The organism is Pseudomonas sp. T8, assembly GCF_024610635.1.
Taxonomy (GTDB): domain Bacteria; phylum Pseudomonadota; class Gammaproteobacteria; order Pseudomonadales; family Pseudomonadaceae; genus Aquipseudomonas; species Aquipseudomonas chlororaphis_I.
The window spans coordinates 1,970,843-1,985,984 of the sequence record NZ_CP102374.1 but is presented as its reverse complement, the minus strand read 5'-3'; the positions used below and the strand labels follow the sequence as shown (position 1 = coordinate 1,985,984).

11 protein-coding genes and 4 tRNA genes are annotated in these 15,142 nt (G+C 62.5%); 13 read left to right on the top strand and 2 right to left on the bottom strand.

What is annotated here, in order from left to right; translation table 11 throughout:
- Positions 1 to 48 precede the first annotated feature (48 nt).
- A complete protein-coding gene (locus NRG23_RS08730) occupies positions 49 to 1,245 on the bottom strand; it encodes an amino acid aminotransferase (protein ID WP_009048088.1) in 1,197 nt (398 codons plus the stop codon).
- A gap of 336 nt (positions 1,246 to 1,581) precedes the next feature.
- On the opposite strand from NRG23_RS08730, the gene uvrB reads away from it, so the two are divergent.
- From uvrB to NRG23_RS08665, 13 genes are all read left to right on the top strand, one after another.
- Entirely contained in the window at positions 1,582 to 3,597 is a 2,016-nt protein-coding gene (gene uvrB / locus NRG23_RS08725; protein WP_007923725.1) for an excinuclease ABC subunit UvrB, read from the top strand.
- A 240-nt stretch (positions 3,598 to 3,837) separates the two neighbouring features.
- A complete protein-coding gene (gene gltX / locus NRG23_RS08720; RefSeq protein WP_007922014.1) occupies positions 3,838 to 5,319 on the top strand; it encodes a glutamate--tRNA ligase in 1,482 nt (493 codons plus the stop codon).
- A 237-nt stretch (positions 5,320 to 5,556) separates the two neighbouring features.
- Positions 5,557 to 5,632: transfer RNA gene (locus NRG23_RS08715), tRNA-Ala, on the top strand.
- A 78-nt stretch (positions 5,633 to 5,710) separates the two neighbouring features.
- Positions 5,711 to 5,786: transfer RNA gene (locus NRG23_RS08710), tRNA-Glu, on the top strand.
- Positions 5,787 to 5,839: 53 nt separating this feature from the next.
- Positions 5,840 to 5,915: transfer RNA gene (locus tag NRG23_RS08705), tRNA-Ala, on the top strand.
- Positions 5,916 to 5,994: 79 nt separating this feature from the next.
- Positions 5,995 to 6,070: transfer RNA gene (locus NRG23_RS08700), tRNA-Glu, on the top strand.
- Between the two features lie 182 nt (positions 6,071 to 6,252).
- Positions 6,253 to 6,792, top strand: coding sequence for a TetR/AcrR family transcriptional regulator (locus tag NRG23_RS08695; RefSeq protein WP_009048089.1), 540 nt, complete (start codon positions 6,253 to 6,255; stop codon positions 6,790 to 6,792).
- Positions 6,793 to 6,821: 29 nt separating this feature from the next.
- On the top strand, positions 6,822 to 7,655 hold the full coding sequence (locus NRG23_RS08690; RefSeq protein WP_016704921.1) for an alpha/beta fold hydrolase: 834 nt from the start codon (positions 6,822 to 6,824) through the stop codon (positions 7,653 to 7,655).
- A gap of 48 nt (positions 7,656 to 7,703) precedes the next feature.
- Positions 7,704 to 8,141 carry a thioesterase family protein gene (locus tag NRG23_RS08685; protein ID WP_009048091.1) on the top strand — a complete coding sequence of 146 codons (438 nt, stop codon included), beginning with the start codon at positions 7,704 to 7,706 and terminating at the stop codon, positions 8,139 to 8,141.
- 118 nt (positions 8,142 to 8,259) lie between these two features.
- On the top strand, positions 8,260 to 9,219 hold the full coding sequence (locus NRG23_RS08680) for a tRNA-dihydrouridine synthase (RefSeq protein ID WP_257374368.1): 960 nt from the start codon (positions 8,260 to 8,262) through the stop codon (positions 9,217 to 9,219).
- A gap of 121 nt (positions 9,220 to 9,340) precedes the next feature.
- On the top strand, positions 9,341 to 9,787 hold the full coding sequence (locus NRG23_RS08675) for an Hsp20 family protein (RefSeq protein ID WP_007922004.1): 447 nt from the start codon (positions 9,341 to 9,343) through the stop codon (positions 9,785 to 9,787).
- 186 nt (positions 9,788 to 9,973) lie between these two features.
- The gene (locus tag NRG23_RS08670) at positions 9,974 to 10,672 is read left to right on the top strand and encodes a DUF1266 domain-containing protein (protein WP_016704918.1); all 699 of its coding nucleotides are present in this window, start codon (positions 9,974 to 9,976) and stop codon (positions 10,670 to 10,672) included.
- Positions 10,669 to 13,353 carry a DUF805 domain-containing protein gene (locus NRG23_RS08665; protein WP_257374367.1) on the top strand — a complete coding sequence of 895 codons (2,685 nt, stop codon included), beginning with the start codon at positions 10,669 to 10,671 and terminating at the stop codon, positions 13,351 to 13,353. Before NRG23_RS08670 ends, NRG23_RS08665 begins: the two co-directional genes overlap by 4 nt.
- Here the strand turns inward: NRG23_RS08665 and NRG23_RS08660 are convergent.
- Positions 13,350 to 15,041, bottom strand: coding sequence for a molecular chaperone HscC (locus NRG23_RS08660; protein ID WP_257374366.1), 1,692 nt, complete (start codon positions 15,039 to 15,041; stop codon positions 13,350 to 13,352). The two genes, NRG23_RS08665 and NRG23_RS08660, sit on opposite strands and share 4 nt — an antisense overlap.
- Between the last annotated feature and the right edge of the window lie 101 nt (positions 15,042 to 15,142).

The window sequence follows — 15,142 nt, the reverse complement described above, 5'->3', positions numbered from 1 at the left end:
AAAGGGGGAAGCCTGAAAGCTTCCCCCTTTTCATTCACCGCACGTGGCTCAGATCACCTGGATGATGGCCTTGGTCACGACGTCGATGTTGCTCTGGTTCAGCGCGGCCACACAGATGCGGCCGGTGTCCAGGGCATAGATGCCGAACTCGTTGCGCAGGCGCGTCACTTGATCGACGGTCAGGCCGGAGTAGGAGAACATGCCGCGCTGACGGGCGACGAAGCTGAAGTCGCGCTGTGGCGCGCCCTTGGCCAGCAGGTCGACCATCTGCAGGCGCATGCCGCGGATGCGCAGGCGCATTTCGGCCAGTTCGGCTTCCCACTGGGCGCGCAGTTCCGGGCTGTTGAGCACCGCGGCGACGATGCTTGCACCGTGGGTCGGCGGGTTGGAGTAGTTGGTGCGGATTACGCGTTTGACTTGCGACAGCACGCGCGCGCTTTCTTCTTTCGACTCACTGACGATCGACAGGGCGCCAACGCGCTCGCCATACAGCGAGAACGACTTGGAGAACGAGCTGGAGACGAAGAAGGTCAGGCCCGATTCGGCGAACAGGCGCACGGCGGCGGCGTCTTCGGCGATACCGTCACCGAAGCCCTGGTAGGCCATGTCGAGGAACGGCACGAGGTTTTTCGCCTTGATCACCTGCAGCACGTTTTTCCAGTCTTCCGGGCTCAGGTCGACGCCGGTCGGGTTGTGGCAGCAGGCGTGCAGGACCACGATCGACTGGGCTGGCAGGGCATTCAGGTCTTCCAGCAGGCCGACGCGGTTCACATCGTGGGTGGCGGCGTCGTAGTAGCGGTAGTTCTGCACCGGGAAGCCGGCGGTTTCGAACAGCGCGCGGTGGTTTTCCCAGCTTGGATCGCTGATGGCCACGACTGCGTCAGGCAGCAGCTGCTTGAGGAAGTCGGCACCGATCTTCAGTGCGCCGGTACCGCCGACGGCCTGGGTGGTAACCACGCGACCGGCGGCCAGCAGTGGCGAATCGTTGCCGAACAGCAGTTTCTGCACGGCCTGGTCGTAGGCGGCGATACCGTCGATCGGCAGGTAGCCACGGGAAGCATGTTGAGCGGCGCGGATCGTCTCGGCTTCGACAACGGCGCGCAGGAGTGGAATTCGCCCCTCCTCGTTGCAGTAAACACCGACCCCCAGGTTGACCTTGTTGGTACGGGTATCGGCGTTGAATGCTTCGTTGAGGCCCAGGATAGGATCGCGTGGTGCCATTTCGACAGCGGAGAACAGGCTCATTATTACGGCGGCTCTGAATGGAGTGTGGAGGGACGTGTCGCGCTCCAGCCGAATGCACTAGAGCGGTGCACAAACGGGGAGCTAGTATAGAGGCACATCACTGTGCGCGGCGACAGCTGAAAGGGCTTTTCCGGCAAGTTTTTCGGTTTATTTTTCGACCGTTAGTCTTATTGCAACGTCAAAGTCGTAGAGGGGCTTGGGAGCTTTACCTTGAAAGCTGTGGAATTTGCCTCCACATCCAGCACAATCCAGTATTTTCCCTGCGACACTCGTCGTTTGCGGTCTTTCTCGTTCCTGTGCGGCGGCGTCGTGCTGGAGTGAACCCAGAGGTACGTTATGTCTGAATTCCAGCTAGTCACCCGCTTCCAGCCCGCCGGCGATCAGCCGGAAGCCATCCGCCTGATGGTCGAGGGCATCGAGGCCGGGTTGGCGCACCAGACGCTGCTCGGTGTGACCGGCTCGGGCAAGACCTTCAGCATCGCCAACGTGATCGCCCAGGTGCAGCGCCCGACCCTGGTGCTGGCGCCGAACAAGACCCTGGCCGCGCAGCTGTACGGCGAGTTCAAGGCGTTCTTCCCGAACAACGCGGTGGAGTACTTCGTTTCCTACTACGACTACTACCAGCCGGAAGCCTATGTGCCGTCCTCCGACACCTTTATCGAGAAGGACGCCTCGATCAACGACCATATCGAGCAGATGCGTCTGTCGGCGACCAAGGCGCTGCTGGAGCGCAAGGACGCGATCATCGTCACCACGGTGTCCTGCATCTACGGCCTGGGCAGCCCGGAAACCTATCTGAAGATGGTGTTGCACGTCGATCGCGGCGACAAGCTCGACCAGCGCGCCTTGCTGCGCCGCCTGGCCGACCTGCAATACACCCGCAACGACATGGATTTTGCCCGCGCCACCTTCCGCGTGCGTGGCGATGTGATCGATATCTACCCGGCGGAATCCGACCTGGAAGCGATCCGCATCGAGCTGTTCGATGACGAGGTGGAAAGCATCTCCGCCTTCGACCCGCTGACCGGCGAGGTGATCCGCAAGCTGCCGCGTTTCACCTTCTATCCCAAGAGCCACTACGTGACGCCGCGGGAAACCCTGCTGGATGCCATCGAGGGGATCAAGGTCGAGTTGCAGGAGCGCCTGGAATACCTGCGCAGCAACAACAAGCTGGTGGAAGCCCAGCGCCTGGAGCAGCGCACCCGTTTCGACCTGGAGATGATCCTCGAGCTGGGTTACTGCAACGGTATCGAAAACTACTCGCGCTACCTGTCCGGACGGCCGGCCGGGGCGGCGCCACCGACCCTGTACGACTACCTGCCGGCGGACGCCTTGCTGGTGATCGACGAGTCCCACGTCAGCGTGCCGCAGGTCGGCGCCATGTACAAAGGCGACCGTTCGCGCAAGGAAACCCTGGTGGAGTACGGCTTCCGCCTGCCCTCGGCGCTGGACAACCGGCCGATGCGCTTCGACGAATGGGAAGGGGTCAGCCCGCAGACCATTTTTGTCTCGGCCACGCCGGGCAACTATGAAGCCGAACATGCCGGCCGGGTGGTCGAGCAGGTGGTTCGCCCCACCGGCCTGGTCGACCCGCAGGTGGAAGTGCGTCCGGCGCTGACCCAGGTCGATGACCTGCTGTCGGAAATCACCAAGCGCGTGGCCGTGGAAGAGCGGGTCCTGGTGACCACCCTGACCAAGCGCATGGCCGAGGACCTGACCGATTACCTCGCCGATCACGGCGTGCGTGTGCGTTATCTGCACTCGGACATCGACACCGTGGAGCGGGTCGAGATCATTCGCGACCTGCGCCTGGGCACCTTCGATGTGCTGGTGGGGATCAACCTGCTGCGCGAAGGCCTGGACATGCCGGAAGTGTCGCTGGTGGCGATTCTCGATGCGGACAAGGAAGGTTTCCTGCGTTCCGAGCGCTCGTTGATCCAGACCATCGGTCGTGCCGCGCGTAACCTCAACGGCCGGGCGATTCTCTACGCCGACCGCATCACCGGCTCCATGGAACGGGCGATCGGCGAGACCGAGCGCCGTCGCGACAAGCAGATCGCCTTCAACCTGGCCAATGGCATCACCCCCAAAGGCGTGTTCAAGGACGTCGCCGACATCATGGAAGGCGCCACCGTGCCCGGTTCGCGCAGCAAGAAGCGCAAGGGCATGGCCAAGGCCGCCGAGGAAAATGCCCGCTACGAAAACGAACTGCGTTCGCCCAGCGAGATCACCAAGCGCATCCGCCAGCTCGAAGAGAAGATGTACCAACTGGCCCGCGACCTGGAGTTCGAAGCCGCGGCGCAGATGCGCGACGAAATCGGCAAGCTGCGCGAGCGTTTGCTGACGGTCTGATCTGCAATTGCTGCCTGTAGCCGCTACCGCAGGCTGCGATCGGCCCTTACGGCCTTGGCATTCTTGAAATCGCTGGAGGTCCTGCGGACCTATCGCAGCCTGCGGCAGCGGCTACAGATTCGTTTCGATTAGCCCCGACCTTGGCTTAAATGCCCTGCTCACTGGAGCGGGGCCGGCATCGCCTGTTACCATTCGCCTCTTGTTTGATCTTCGCTTTTCATATTCTTTCCGAGACATGCCATGACCACCGTCCGCACGCGCATCGCGCCATCGCCTACCGGGGATCCCCACGTAGGTACCGCTTACATCGCCTTGTTCAACTACTGCTTCGCCAAGCAGCACGGCGGTGAGTTCATCCTGCGCATCGAAGACACCGATCAACTGCGTTCGACCCGCGAGTCCGAGCAGCAGATTTTCGACGCCTTGCGCTGGTTGGGCATCAACTGGAGCGAAGGCCCGGACGTGGGCGGCCCGCACGGCCCTTACCGGCAGAGCGAGCGTAGCGAGATCTACCAGAAGTACACCCAGCAGCTGGTCGACATGGGCCATGCCTTCCCGTGCTTCTGCACCGCCGAAGAGCTGGACCAGATGCGCGCCGAGCAGATGGCCCGTGGCGAGACGCCACGCTACGACGGCCGCGCGCTGCTGCTGTCCAAGGAAGAGGTCGCCCGCCGCCTGGCCGCTGGCGAACCGCATGTGATCCGCATGAAGGTGCCGAGCGAAGGCGTCTGCGTGGTGCCGGACATGCTGCGTGGCGATGTCGAGATCCCGTGGGATCGCATGGACATGCAGGTGCTGATGAAGACCGATGGCCTGCCGACCTACTTCCTGGCCAACGTGGTCGACGACCACCTGATGGGCATCACCCACGTATTGCGTGGTGAAGAGTGGCTGCCTTCGGCGCCGAAACTGATTCTGCTCTACGAGTATTTCGGCTGGGAGCAGCCGCAGCTGTGCTACATGCCGCTGCTGCGCAACCCGGACAAGAGCAAGCTGTCCAAGCGCAAGAACCCGACCTCGGTAACCTTCTACGAGCGCATGGGCTTCATGCCGGAAGCCATGCTCAACTACCTGGGCCGTATGGGCTGGTCTATGCCGGACGAGCGCGAGAAATTCTCGCTGCAGGAAATGGTCGACAACTTCGACCTGTCGCGCGTCTCCCTGGGGGGGCCGATTTTCGATATCGAGAAGCTGTCGTGGCTCAATGGCCAGTGGCTGCGCGACCTGCCGGTGGAAGAGTTCGCCAGCCGCGTGCAGACCTGGGCGCTGAACCCTGAATACCTGATGAAGATCGCGCCGCACGTGCAAGGCCGGGTGGAAACCTTCAGCCAGATCGCACCGCTGGCCGGGTTCTTCTTCGCCGGTGGCGTGACCCCGGATGCCAAGCTGTTCGAATCGAAGAAGCTGTCGGGCGACCAGGTACGGCAGCTGATGCAACTGATCCTGTGGAAGCTGGAAAGCCTGCGTCAGTGGGAAAAGGACAGCATCACCGCGACCATCCAGGCCGTGGTCGAATCCCTGGAGCTGAAGCTGCGTGATGCCATGCCGCTGATGTTCGCCGCGATCACCGGTCAGGCCAGCTCGGTCTCGGTGCTCGATGCCATGGAAATCCTGGGGCCGGACCTGACCCGTTTCCGCCTGCGCCAGGCCATCGACCTGCTGGGTGGCGTGTCGAAGAAAGAAAACAAAGAGTGGGAAAAACTGCTGGGCGCGATCGCCTGATTCAGCACTCTGATTCGCGGGAGCCGGCATGCTGGCTCCCGCGGACCTGCGCAAGAAGTGAAATTGCGGTCGTTGGCGGAGGGCACAACGGTCCGCAAAAGCCCCGGATTTACGGGGGAGGGCGGTAAGTGATTGTTATGCCGGCAAATTTTTTTAAAAAAAGCTGAAAAAAAATTTGACAGCCTTCCGATACGCCCTTAAGATTCGCCCCGTCCTCAGCGATGACATCAACGATGAGGGGCTATAGCTCAGCTGGGAGAGCGCTTGCATGGCATGCAAGAGGTCGACGGTTCGATCCCGTCTAGCTCCACCAATTTACAGTTCAAGGTCTGGCCACGCCGGCCTTGAATCGATCAGTTCTCAGCACTGATCAGTTGTTAGAAGGGTTTGCGTCCCCTTCGTCTAGTGGCCTAGGACACCGCCCTTTCACGGCGGTAACAGGGGTTCGAGTCCCCTAGGGGACGCCAGTTTTACAGAAGCGATGTTGCAAGATGTCGCTCCGCCGCGAGGCGAAAAATCCGGGGCTATAGCTCAGCTGGGAGAGCGCTTGCATGGCATGCAAGAGGTCGACGGTTCGATCCCGTCTAGCTCCACCAATTTACAGTTCAAGGTTTGGCCACACCGGCCTTGAATCGATCAGATCTCAGCACTGATCAGTTGTATAGAAGGGTTTGTGTCCCCTTCGTCTAGTGGCCTAGGACACCGCCCTTTCACGGCGGTAACAGGGGTTCGAGTCCCCTAGGGGACGCCACGATTACCCGCTCTGCGGGATTTATAAGGGTCATTCAATTATTGAATGGCCCTTTTGTTTGTCTGGCGTTTGGCCAATTCTCCCTTTCTCCCCACACTGTTCTTCTGACCGGCGGTCACACTAACGACTTGCGAAAATTTATTATGAGAATAATATTTTGATCGTAATATTCGGAGGCAACGATGAACGATAAAAAAGCTCAAACCCGCGAACGCATTCTCCAGGCCGCCAGCTCCGCGCTGGTGCAACGTGGCCCGGCCGAGCCGAGCGTGGGCGAAGTGATGGGCGCCGCGGGCCTGACGGTCGGTGGCTTCTACGCGCATTTCGAAAGCAAGGACGCGCTGATGCTGGAAGCGTTCAGTCAATTGCTGGCCCAGCGCCGGGGCCTGATCGCCGATATGGATGCGTCGTTGACCGGCGAAGAGCGGCGAGCGCTGGTGGCGGCGTTCTACCTGTCGCGCAAACACCGCGATTCCACCGAGCAGGCTTGCCCGATCCCCGCATCGGTCGGTGAGATGGGGCGCCTGCCGGATGATTTCCGCAGAGTCCTGAATGAACACATCGAGCTGATGCTGGCTCAGTTGGCGACCACGCCTGAAGACATCGACAAGGCCCTGGCCGACCTGGCCCTGATGGTGGGTGGCTTGTCCCTGGCCCGGGCGCTGGGAGCCGGTGAGCTGTCGGACCGTTTACTGCGCGCTGCCAAGTCGGCGGTGCTATGACCTGAGGCGCTGGCCTGAGGAGAGGAGCGATGAGCACGTTAAGTTGGGTTCGTGGCGTTAATGGCACCTTGGGCTGGGTTGCACCAAAGCTGGTCGCCAGCAAGATGCGGCTGGCATTCATGACGCCGCGCGAGCGGCTGCCGCGTGACTGGGAGCTGCCGCTGCTGGCGCGTTCGGAGCGCATCACCCTGCGGTTCGGGCTCTCGGCATTGCGCTGGGGCCAGGGGCCGGCGGTGCTGCTGATGCATGGCTGGGAAGGGCGCCCGACGCAATTCGCCAGCCTGATCGATGCACTGGTGGGCGCCGGTTACAGCGTTGTGGCGCTGGATGGTCCCGCTCACGGACGTTCTCCCGGTCACGAGGCCAATGTGATGCTGTTTGCCCGGGCCATGCTCGAAGCCGCCGCGGAGTTGCCGCCGCTGCGCGCGGTCATCGGCCATTCCATGGGGGGCGCCAGCGCCATGCTGGCGGTGCAACTGGGCTTGCGTACCGAGACCCTGGTCAGTATCGCCGCCCCGGCGCGGATACTCGGTGTGTTGCGCGGCTTCGCCCGTTATGTGCGCCTGCCGCCCAAGGCGCGCTCGGCCTTTATCCGCCAGGTGGAGCAGGATGTCGGCATGCGCGCCGCGGCCATGGATGTCGCGCACTACCAGTTGGATATGCCCGGGTTGATCGTGCATGCCGAAGACGACAACTTTGTCCCGGTCAAGGAATCCGAGCTGATCCACGAGGCCTGGTTCGACAGCCGCTTGTTGCGCCTCAAGGAAGGTGGGCATCAGCGCGTATTGGCCGACCCACGTGTGATCGAGGGCGTGCTGACGCTGTTGGCCGGCCGCAGTCTGCAAGCGCGCCAATCCGCCTGAGCAATCCGTTACACTGCCCCGGTCGAATAATCTGACCGGGAGTGGGGCATGGGCTGGGATCTGGCAACGCCATTTATCATCGATCTGCAGGTGGGTGCCGAAGACATCGACGGCTTGGGGCATGCCAACAACGCGGTGTATGTCACCTGGCTCGAGCGTTGCGCCTGGCGTCATTCCCAGCGCCTGGGCCTGGACCTGAGCGAGTACCGCCGCCTGGATCGGGCCATGGCGGTGGTACGCCACGAGATCGACTACCTGGCGGCGGCCTATGAAGGCGACGAGCTGCAACTGGCGACCTGGATCGTCGATTGGGACCAGCGCCTGAAGATGTCGCGGCGCTTCCAGCTGGTGCGTCCGAGCGACGGCACCACCTTGCTGCGGGCCCAGACCACCTTTGTCTGCATCGAGCTGTCCAGCGGCAAGCCCAAGCGCATGCCGGCGGAATTTCTTGAAGGTTATGGGCCGGCGTTGCAAGGCGCGAGCTGAGCTTTCGGCATGGCTTCATCGCCGCCGGTGACCATCCACCCGTTGAAATACCTGCTCCCCGGCGAAACCCAGTAAACTGCCGCACGTTTTTTATCGCGTTTTACGTTGAGTGTGATTCATGCAAATTGCTTTGGCGCCCATGGAGGGGTTGGTCGATGACATCCTGCGGGATGTGCTGACCCGGGTCGGTGGTATCGACTGGTGCGTGACCGAGTTCATCCGGGTCAACGACCAGTTGCTTACGCCGGCCTATTTCCACAAGTTCGGCCCCGAGTTGTTGAATGGCGCGCGGACCGCGTCCGGCGTGCCGTTGCGGGTGCAACTGCTGGGTTCCGATCCGGTGTGCCTGGCGGAAAACGCCGCCCTGGCCTGTGAGCTCGGTTCCGAAGTCATCGACCTGAACTTCGGCTGCCCGGCCAAGACCGTCAACAAATCCCGGGGCGGGGCGGTGCTGCTCAAGGAGCCGGAGCTGCTCAACCAGATCGTCGAGCATGTGCGGCGTGCCGTGCCGACGCATATCCCGGTGACCGCCAAGATGCGCCTCGGCTTCGACAGCCCGGATGGCTCGTTGGTGTGCGCCACGGCGTTGGCCGAAGGTGGTGCGGAACATATTGTGGTGCATGCGCGGACCAAGGTCGACGGCTATAAGCCGCCGGCGCATTGGGAATGGATTCCGCGGGTGCAGGACGTGGTCAAGGTGCCGGTGTTCGCCAACGGCGATATCTGGAGTGTCGAAGACTGGCGCCGCTGCCGGGAAATCAGCGGCGTCGAAGACATCATGCTCGGTCGTGGCCTGGTGTCGCGTCCGGACCTGGCCAAACAGATCGCCGCCGCACGTGCCGGCGAGGAAGTCGTTGAGATGACCTGGGCCGAGCTGATGCCGCTGATCCAGGACTTCTGGTTGCAAGCCAAGGCACAGATGACCGCTCGCCAATCGCCGGGTCGCCTGAAGCAATGGCTGGCGATGCTGACCCGCAATTATCCCGAGGCGGTGGAGCTGTTTACCGTCCTGCGCCGTGAAACCGAGCCGGATCAAGTCTCGCGTTTGCTCGGCTTGCTAGTGGCCGAGGAGGCCTGAAAAAAATCTGCAAAAAGTCTCTTGAAATGCAATCGGCGGTCCCTATCTAAGGGTTACGCGATGCCGAATTCGGGTCGCGGAGACAAAAAAACTTGCTGATTGTTTTCAGGAGATTTGAACCATGAGTACTGCATTTTCCCTCGCTCCACTGTTCCGTTCCTCGGTGGGTTTCGACCGTTTCAACGACCTGTTCGAAACCGCCCTGCGCAATGAGCCAGGCAGCACCTATCCGCCCTACAACGTCGAAAAGCACGGTGACGACCAGTACCGCATCGTCGTGGCCGCCGCCGGTTTCCAGGAAGAAGACCTGGAGCTGCAAGTCGAGAAGGGCGTGCTGACCATCAGTGGCGGCAAGCGTGACGCGAACGAAGGCGTCACCTTCCTGCACCAGGGCATCGCCCAGCGTGCGTTCAAGCTGTCCTTCCGCTTGGCCGATCACATCGAGATCAAGGCCGCCGGCCTGAGCAACGGTTTGTTGAGCATCGACCTGTTGCGGGTGATCCCGGAAGAAGCGAAAGCCAAGCGCATCCCGATCAACGGGACGCAGAAGCCAGCCCTGCAGCATTGATCCTTGCGCCGCCACACCAGCGTGTGATCAAGCGCTGAGTCGCTGAAAAAGGCCCCGACCAGTCGGGGCCTTTTTTATGCCCGGGAAAATCATCGTTCGCCTTTGCCGCGTAGTGGCGCTTTCTCTACAATCCGCCGCAGTTTTGCCGACCCCCCATTCCTCACCGGTCGGCCTGGAGCCTTTTTCATGGACGAGATACAGCAGCGCTGGCTGTGGAGCCTCTCTGCGCCGATGGTTGCGCTCAACCCTCGCGCCGGATACGACAACCCCGCGTTCTACCCCGGCTCGGACTCCATCGACCTGCAAGGCAGTTGGGGCATCAGTGACCGACGGCAGTTGCTGGGCATGCTGGAAAGGATGACTGACAACGGTCATGCCACCCACCTCGACGACGCGTATCGCGCCTGGCAGCGTTGTCTGCCGAGCGAATGGCAGGCCTTGCTCGAGACGCTCGAACCCCGTGAACGCATCCTGCACCAGTTCGCCAGCCGTACCTTTGGCGCTTGTGGCCCGGGTGGGATCCTGGCCTGGGATTACGGGCGCATGGGGTTTCTCTTGCGTTGCGGTGTGCGCAACCAGTGGATCGATCTGGCCGAGAGCCTGTGGTTGCACGGCCGGCTGGCGGTCAGGGCGCAATACCACTACGGCAGTTGGTTCGCTTATTTCAATGGATTCCTCGTTGGCCGCGCGTTCTGGGGTTGCCAGGGTAATAGCGATGACGAACTGGCTTACGAGCTGGATCGACAGGGGGAGAACCCCCTCAGCCAGATGATTGCCCGCGGGCTCGCTGAAAACATGGCGGATTGTCTGGCGGACTTGCCTTGGCACCTGGATCTCGACTTGCCGCAGCGTCCGGCGTCGCTAGAGGAGTTCGACTGGTCATGAGTTGCTGGATAAAGCTGGGCATCGACCCTACCACCGATGAAACGCTGATTCGCAATGCCTATCGGGCCCGTCTGCCGGAGCATCACCCGGAGACCGATCCGGAAGGGTTCCAGGCGCTGCGCCAGGCCTACGAAAGTGCTCTGCGGCTGGTGCGTGACAACGAGCAGGAGCTTGAGGCGTCGCAGGAGAGCGAGCCTGCGCCTGCGCAAGCCATCCTCGATTTTGATGCGCTGCTGAATGATCCGACGCGCCGCTTCGATCCCGATGCCTGGCAGGCTTTTATCAAGGCGCTGGATCAACTGCCGCTCGGCCTGCTCGATGACTTGCGCTGGGAGTTGTTCCAGCGGACGGCCAACGCCGGGCCGCTTTCCTACCGTTGCGCGGGCCTGCTGGCCCAGCGCATGGGCTGGGAGCATCAGTTGCTGGAGCTGGGTTTCGATCAGGCCCGCCATGTCGAGGACTATCTGAACCGGATCAAGGCCCCGGACCCATTCGATACGGCGCTGATGGGGGGCTGGTCGGAACCGGCGCAGACCGAAAGCCTGTGGTTCGCGCGCAGCCTCGACTTCATCTTCGACCGGCGACCGCTCCACGAGTACGAAGGCTTCGCCAGCCAGCACACCTGCCTGCCGTTACCGAACGATGCAGTGTTCATCAAGCGCCTGCTGGTGCAATTCACCCAGGCCGGCATCGGTGGCCAGGGGCTGCTGCAGTTGTGCATCGAGCAGCAGCGCGAAGCGCCGGATGATGTGGACTGGCTTTACCTGTTGGCGTGCCAGAACAGCCTGCTGGGGCTGGACGATCAGGCATTGCCTTGCTGGGTCCGGCTGTGGCAGGAGCATCGTCATCCCAAGGCCGAGAGCCAATTGCTGGCGCTGTGCGCCAAACGTCAGCCGGACTTTTTGCCGCTGCTGATTCAGGCCTTTGATCGTCTGGAGAACTTCAGCGACTGGTCCACCGATCTCGCCCACGTCACCCAGGAATATGGCAGCCCTTCACAACGTCCCGAGACGCTGATCCGCTGGCTCGGTGTTGGCCGGCTCGAGCTGCAGGGGTTGGCGCAGGCCTTTATCGATTGGCGGATGAGCGGCGACGAGTTGCCCTTGCTGGCGCAGTTGCTTGGCCAGAATGCCGATACCCGGTTGTTGCGCCTGTACCGGCATGCCTGGGCCTTGCACCGTGGCGCAGCAGAGCTGTTGCAACAGGTGCTGGATGAGCCGCAGCCGCTGGATGCCCTCGAAGCCCTGGTGCTGAGCGGGTTCAAGGACCAGGCCGGGCAGCACTTGCGCTGGTTGAACCAGGCGCCGATTCCGTTGGCGATGAAGACCTTCATCGATGAGGAGTCTGCTTCGGCGCAACTGGCCGATGCGCTGACAACCGGTGAGCCGCACCAGATCTGCCGTTTGTGGCTGCGCCGATTGCGCCCTTACGGTCATGCCGCCCTGGAGCGTATCGCCGAGTCTTTCGAATTGAGCGATACCGATGCGGCAAGCGATCTGTCGGAACTGAACCTGCTGCTGCAACTGAGCCAGCGCGGCGTCGTGTTGCCGCCACCAGGGACGGGCGAGGCGCTCTGGCACTGGTACGCCCATACGCTGTTCCTGATGGCATTGCTGGAGCAGCCGGAACGCTGGTGGCAATTGATCGACTCGCAGTGTCTGGCGCGTCTGGCGCTCAATCCGTCCCATCCGCTCAGCCGGCTGCAGCCGCAGCTTGCCCAGTTGCAGCGCGAACAGGGCGACCTGAGCGCTTTGCTCGGCTGGCTGCAATTGGACGATCCGGTGCATGCCTTGCTCGACCGGCAGTTGCTTGGCGTCCAGGAAGCGCTCGACAGTGCGCGGTTGTTGAGCAATGAGCGTCTGTTTGCATGCCTGCGCGGTGACCTGCCGGCCTTCGCGGACGATTTGCTCGGGCGCATGCTCTTGAGTGGCGTGCTGTATCACGACCCGGTGATCGATGCGCAGCAGCGTCGATACCTGCTCGACCGGATTACCGAAATCACCAACCCCCAGGACTGGTTCGACGGCTTTCGCCACGGCTTGATCAAGGGCGAGCCGCCACGGCCGCCGCATCAGACGCTGGCCGAAGACGAAGGGATCGACAGCGAGGCCTTTTACCTGGCCCTCGATGTGCTCAAGGGGCTAGTGCGTTATGGCAGTGCCGGTGTACCTCGGCAGAAAGTGCTGCTGCGCATGCAGCGGGCCAAAGACAACCCGGAGCACGGGCCTGGCCTGCGGTTTGCCTTCAGCGCGCTGCTGTCCTGGAGCGAGCGTCTGTTGCTGGCCAAGGGCGACAGCCGTCCGACGCCGGCCACGGCTTTCTGGCGTCTGGGCACGCGTCTGGGGCGTGGAGCGTTCTTCTGGCAGGTGCTGGGCGCCGTGCTGGTCACGCCGCTGGCCGCGTTATTCAGCGGCACATCGCTGTCCGCGATCGTCGTGTCGTTGCTGGGCACTGTGTTTTTGCTCGGGGCGATTCTGCGTCGTCTGCATGACATAGGCCGTGGCATCCCGACCTTGCTGGTGCTGGGCGGTCTGTCGGTGTTCTTTCCATTCCTGGCGCTGATCCTGTTTGCCTTCCCTGGCGACAAACTGCCCAACCGCTATGGCGTACCGCCGGACAGCGCTGGTGAAGACGCACTGCCTGGCGGTTTGCAGGCCTGCTTGCGGCGGCTCGACTGCTAGAGACGTAGTTGATCCAGCGCCTTGTTCAGCTGGGTTCGATGGCTGGCAATCTCCGCCGGTTGCTGGCCACCGAGCACGGCGGTGAAGGTGTCCAGCCAGTCGGCGATGCGCTCGCGCTCGTCGCCCAGGCTTTGCATCCACGCCCGCTCCAGGCGGGCCAGCAGGGTACGGTTGGGCAGGGCGTCGCGAGGGTGGATTTTCAGCGCGGTCAGTCGCTCATGGCTGGCCTGCCGGGATTGCGCATCGAGCCCGGTGGGGCTGCGGTCGATGCTGTGGCTATGGCGTTCGCCGCTGGCCAGCAGGGTGACGTCGACTTCGAGCAGGCCATTGATGTCATAGCTGAAACGTACGTCCAGGGACTGGATCTGTTCGCTGGGCGTCAGGGGCACGTCGAAGGAATCAATGAAAATATTATCCCGCACCCAGGGCCGCTCGCCCTGATACACCGCAATGCGGATAAACGCCTGGTGCGGGTGCGTGGTGTAGAACTGCTGCACCCGTGACGTCGGGATCACCGTATTGCGTTCGATGATCGGCGAAAAGGCTCCACTGACCTGTTCGCCGCGACTGGTCGAAATCCCCAGGGTGTAGGGGCAGACGTCGGTCAGGATCAGTTCCTCGATGGCCCCGTCCCGGGCCTTGCAGGCGGCCTGGGTGGCGGCGCCCAGCGCGACAATCGTATCCGGATCGAGGTGGCGGTAAGGCAGGCGCCCAAAGAGCGTGGCGACCATTTGCTGCACCGCCGGCATCCGGGTGGCGCCGCCCACCAGCACCAGGCTGTCGAGGTCGCGGGGCTTGAGGCGGGCATCGCGCAGGGCCTGCTCGATGGGTGCTCGCAAGCGGGCCAGCAGCGGCTCCCAGATCTTCAGCGCCAGCGCTTCGTCCAGGGTCCATTCATATGACCGGTCCCCATGACGCCAACTGAGTGACTGAGTGCCGTCGGCGAGTTTGCACTTGAGCTGCTCCAGGGCGTCATCCAGGCTGGCCATGCCCTGCGCGTCGATCTGCGCCGGGGTGAGTTGCCAGTCCTTGAGGCAGGCCTGCAACAAGGCCTCGGTAAAGTCTTCGCCGCCCAGGAAGTTGTCGCCCGTGGAGGCGTGCACTTCAATCAGCGGCAGTGCGTATTCCAGCACCGTGACATCGAAGGTGCCGCCGCCCAGGTCGAAAATCAGCGTGCGTTCGAACTTCTGTTCATGCAGCCCGTAGGCCATGGCGGCCGCGGTCGGTTCGTTGATCAGCCGCGACACCGTCAGGCCCGCCAGTTCGGCGGCGAATAGAGTGCGCTTGCGTTGTTCGTCGCTGAAGTAGGCCGGCACCGAAATCACCGCTTCCTGCACCGGATGGCCGAGAAAGGCTTCGGCATCCTGTTTGAGCGAGCCGATCACCAGCGCCGAGAGTTCTTCCGGGCTGAACGGCCGGCCACCCAGTTCGAGGCGCTTGTCGCTGCCCATGAAGCGCTTGAAGGCGGCCACCGTGCGTTCCGGGTGGGTCGTCAGGCGGGCCCGCGCGGCTTTGCCCACCAGGATGCTGTCGTCTTCATCGAGGCTGACCACCGACGGGGTGAGGACATCGCCGAGGGCGTTGGGGATCAGCTGGGCGCGGCCGTCCTGCCATACGGCGATCAGGCTGTTGGTGGTGCCAAGGTCAATGCCCAGCAAAGCCGGGCGGGGGAGGGTTGCATCCTGCATGATCGATCTCGTGGGGCGTCACAAAAAACGCGACCCTACAGGTTGCGCCAGACACTGGCAATTGCTGTCCCGTTGATCTGTCAGGCTGGTGATTGTGTCGT

Excerpts from the sequence above, each read along its gene's own strand:
- NRG23_RS08730 (WP_009048088.1), bottom strand. The coding sequence starts at position 1,245 with ATGAGCCTGTTCTCCGCTGTCGAAATGGCACCACGCGATCCTATCCTG.
- uvrB (WP_007923725.1), top strand. The coding sequence starts at position 1,582 with ATGTCTGAATTCCAGCTAGTCACCCGCTTCCAGCCCGCCGGCGATCAG.
- gltX (WP_007922014.1), top strand. The coding sequence starts at position 3,838 with ATGACCACCGTCCGCACGCGCATCGCGCCATCGCCTACCGGGGATCCC.
- NRG23_RS08695 (WP_009048089.1), top strand. The coding sequence starts at position 6,253 with ATGAACGATAAAAAAGCTCAAACCCGCGAACGCATTCTCCAGGCCGCC.
- NRG23_RS08690 (WP_016704921.1), top strand. The coding sequence starts at position 6,822 with ATGAGCACGTTAAGTTGGGTTCGTGGCGTTAATGGCACCTTGGGCTGG.
- NRG23_RS08685 (WP_009048091.1), top strand. The coding sequence starts at position 7,704 with ATGGGCTGGGATCTGGCAACGCCATTTATCATCGATCTGCAGGTGGGT.
- NRG23_RS08680 (WP_257374368.1), top strand. The coding sequence starts at position 8,260 with ATGCAAATTGCTTTGGCGCCCATGGAGGGGTTGGTCGATGACATCCTG.
- NRG23_RS08675 (WP_007922004.1), top strand. The coding sequence starts at position 9,341 with ATGAGTACTGCATTTTCCCTCGCTCCACTGTTCCGTTCCTCGGTGGGT.
- NRG23_RS08670 (WP_016704918.1), top strand. The coding sequence starts at position 9,974 with ATGGACGAGATACAGCAGCGCTGGCTGTGGAGCCTCTCTGCGCCGATG.
- NRG23_RS08665 (WP_257374367.1), top strand. The coding sequence starts at position 10,669 with ATGAGTTGCTGGATAAAGCTGGGCATCGACCCTACCACCGATGAAACG.
- NRG23_RS08660 (WP_257374366.1), bottom strand. The coding sequence starts at position 15,041 with ATGCAGGATGCAACCCTCCCCCGCCCGGCTTTGCTGGGCATTGACCTT.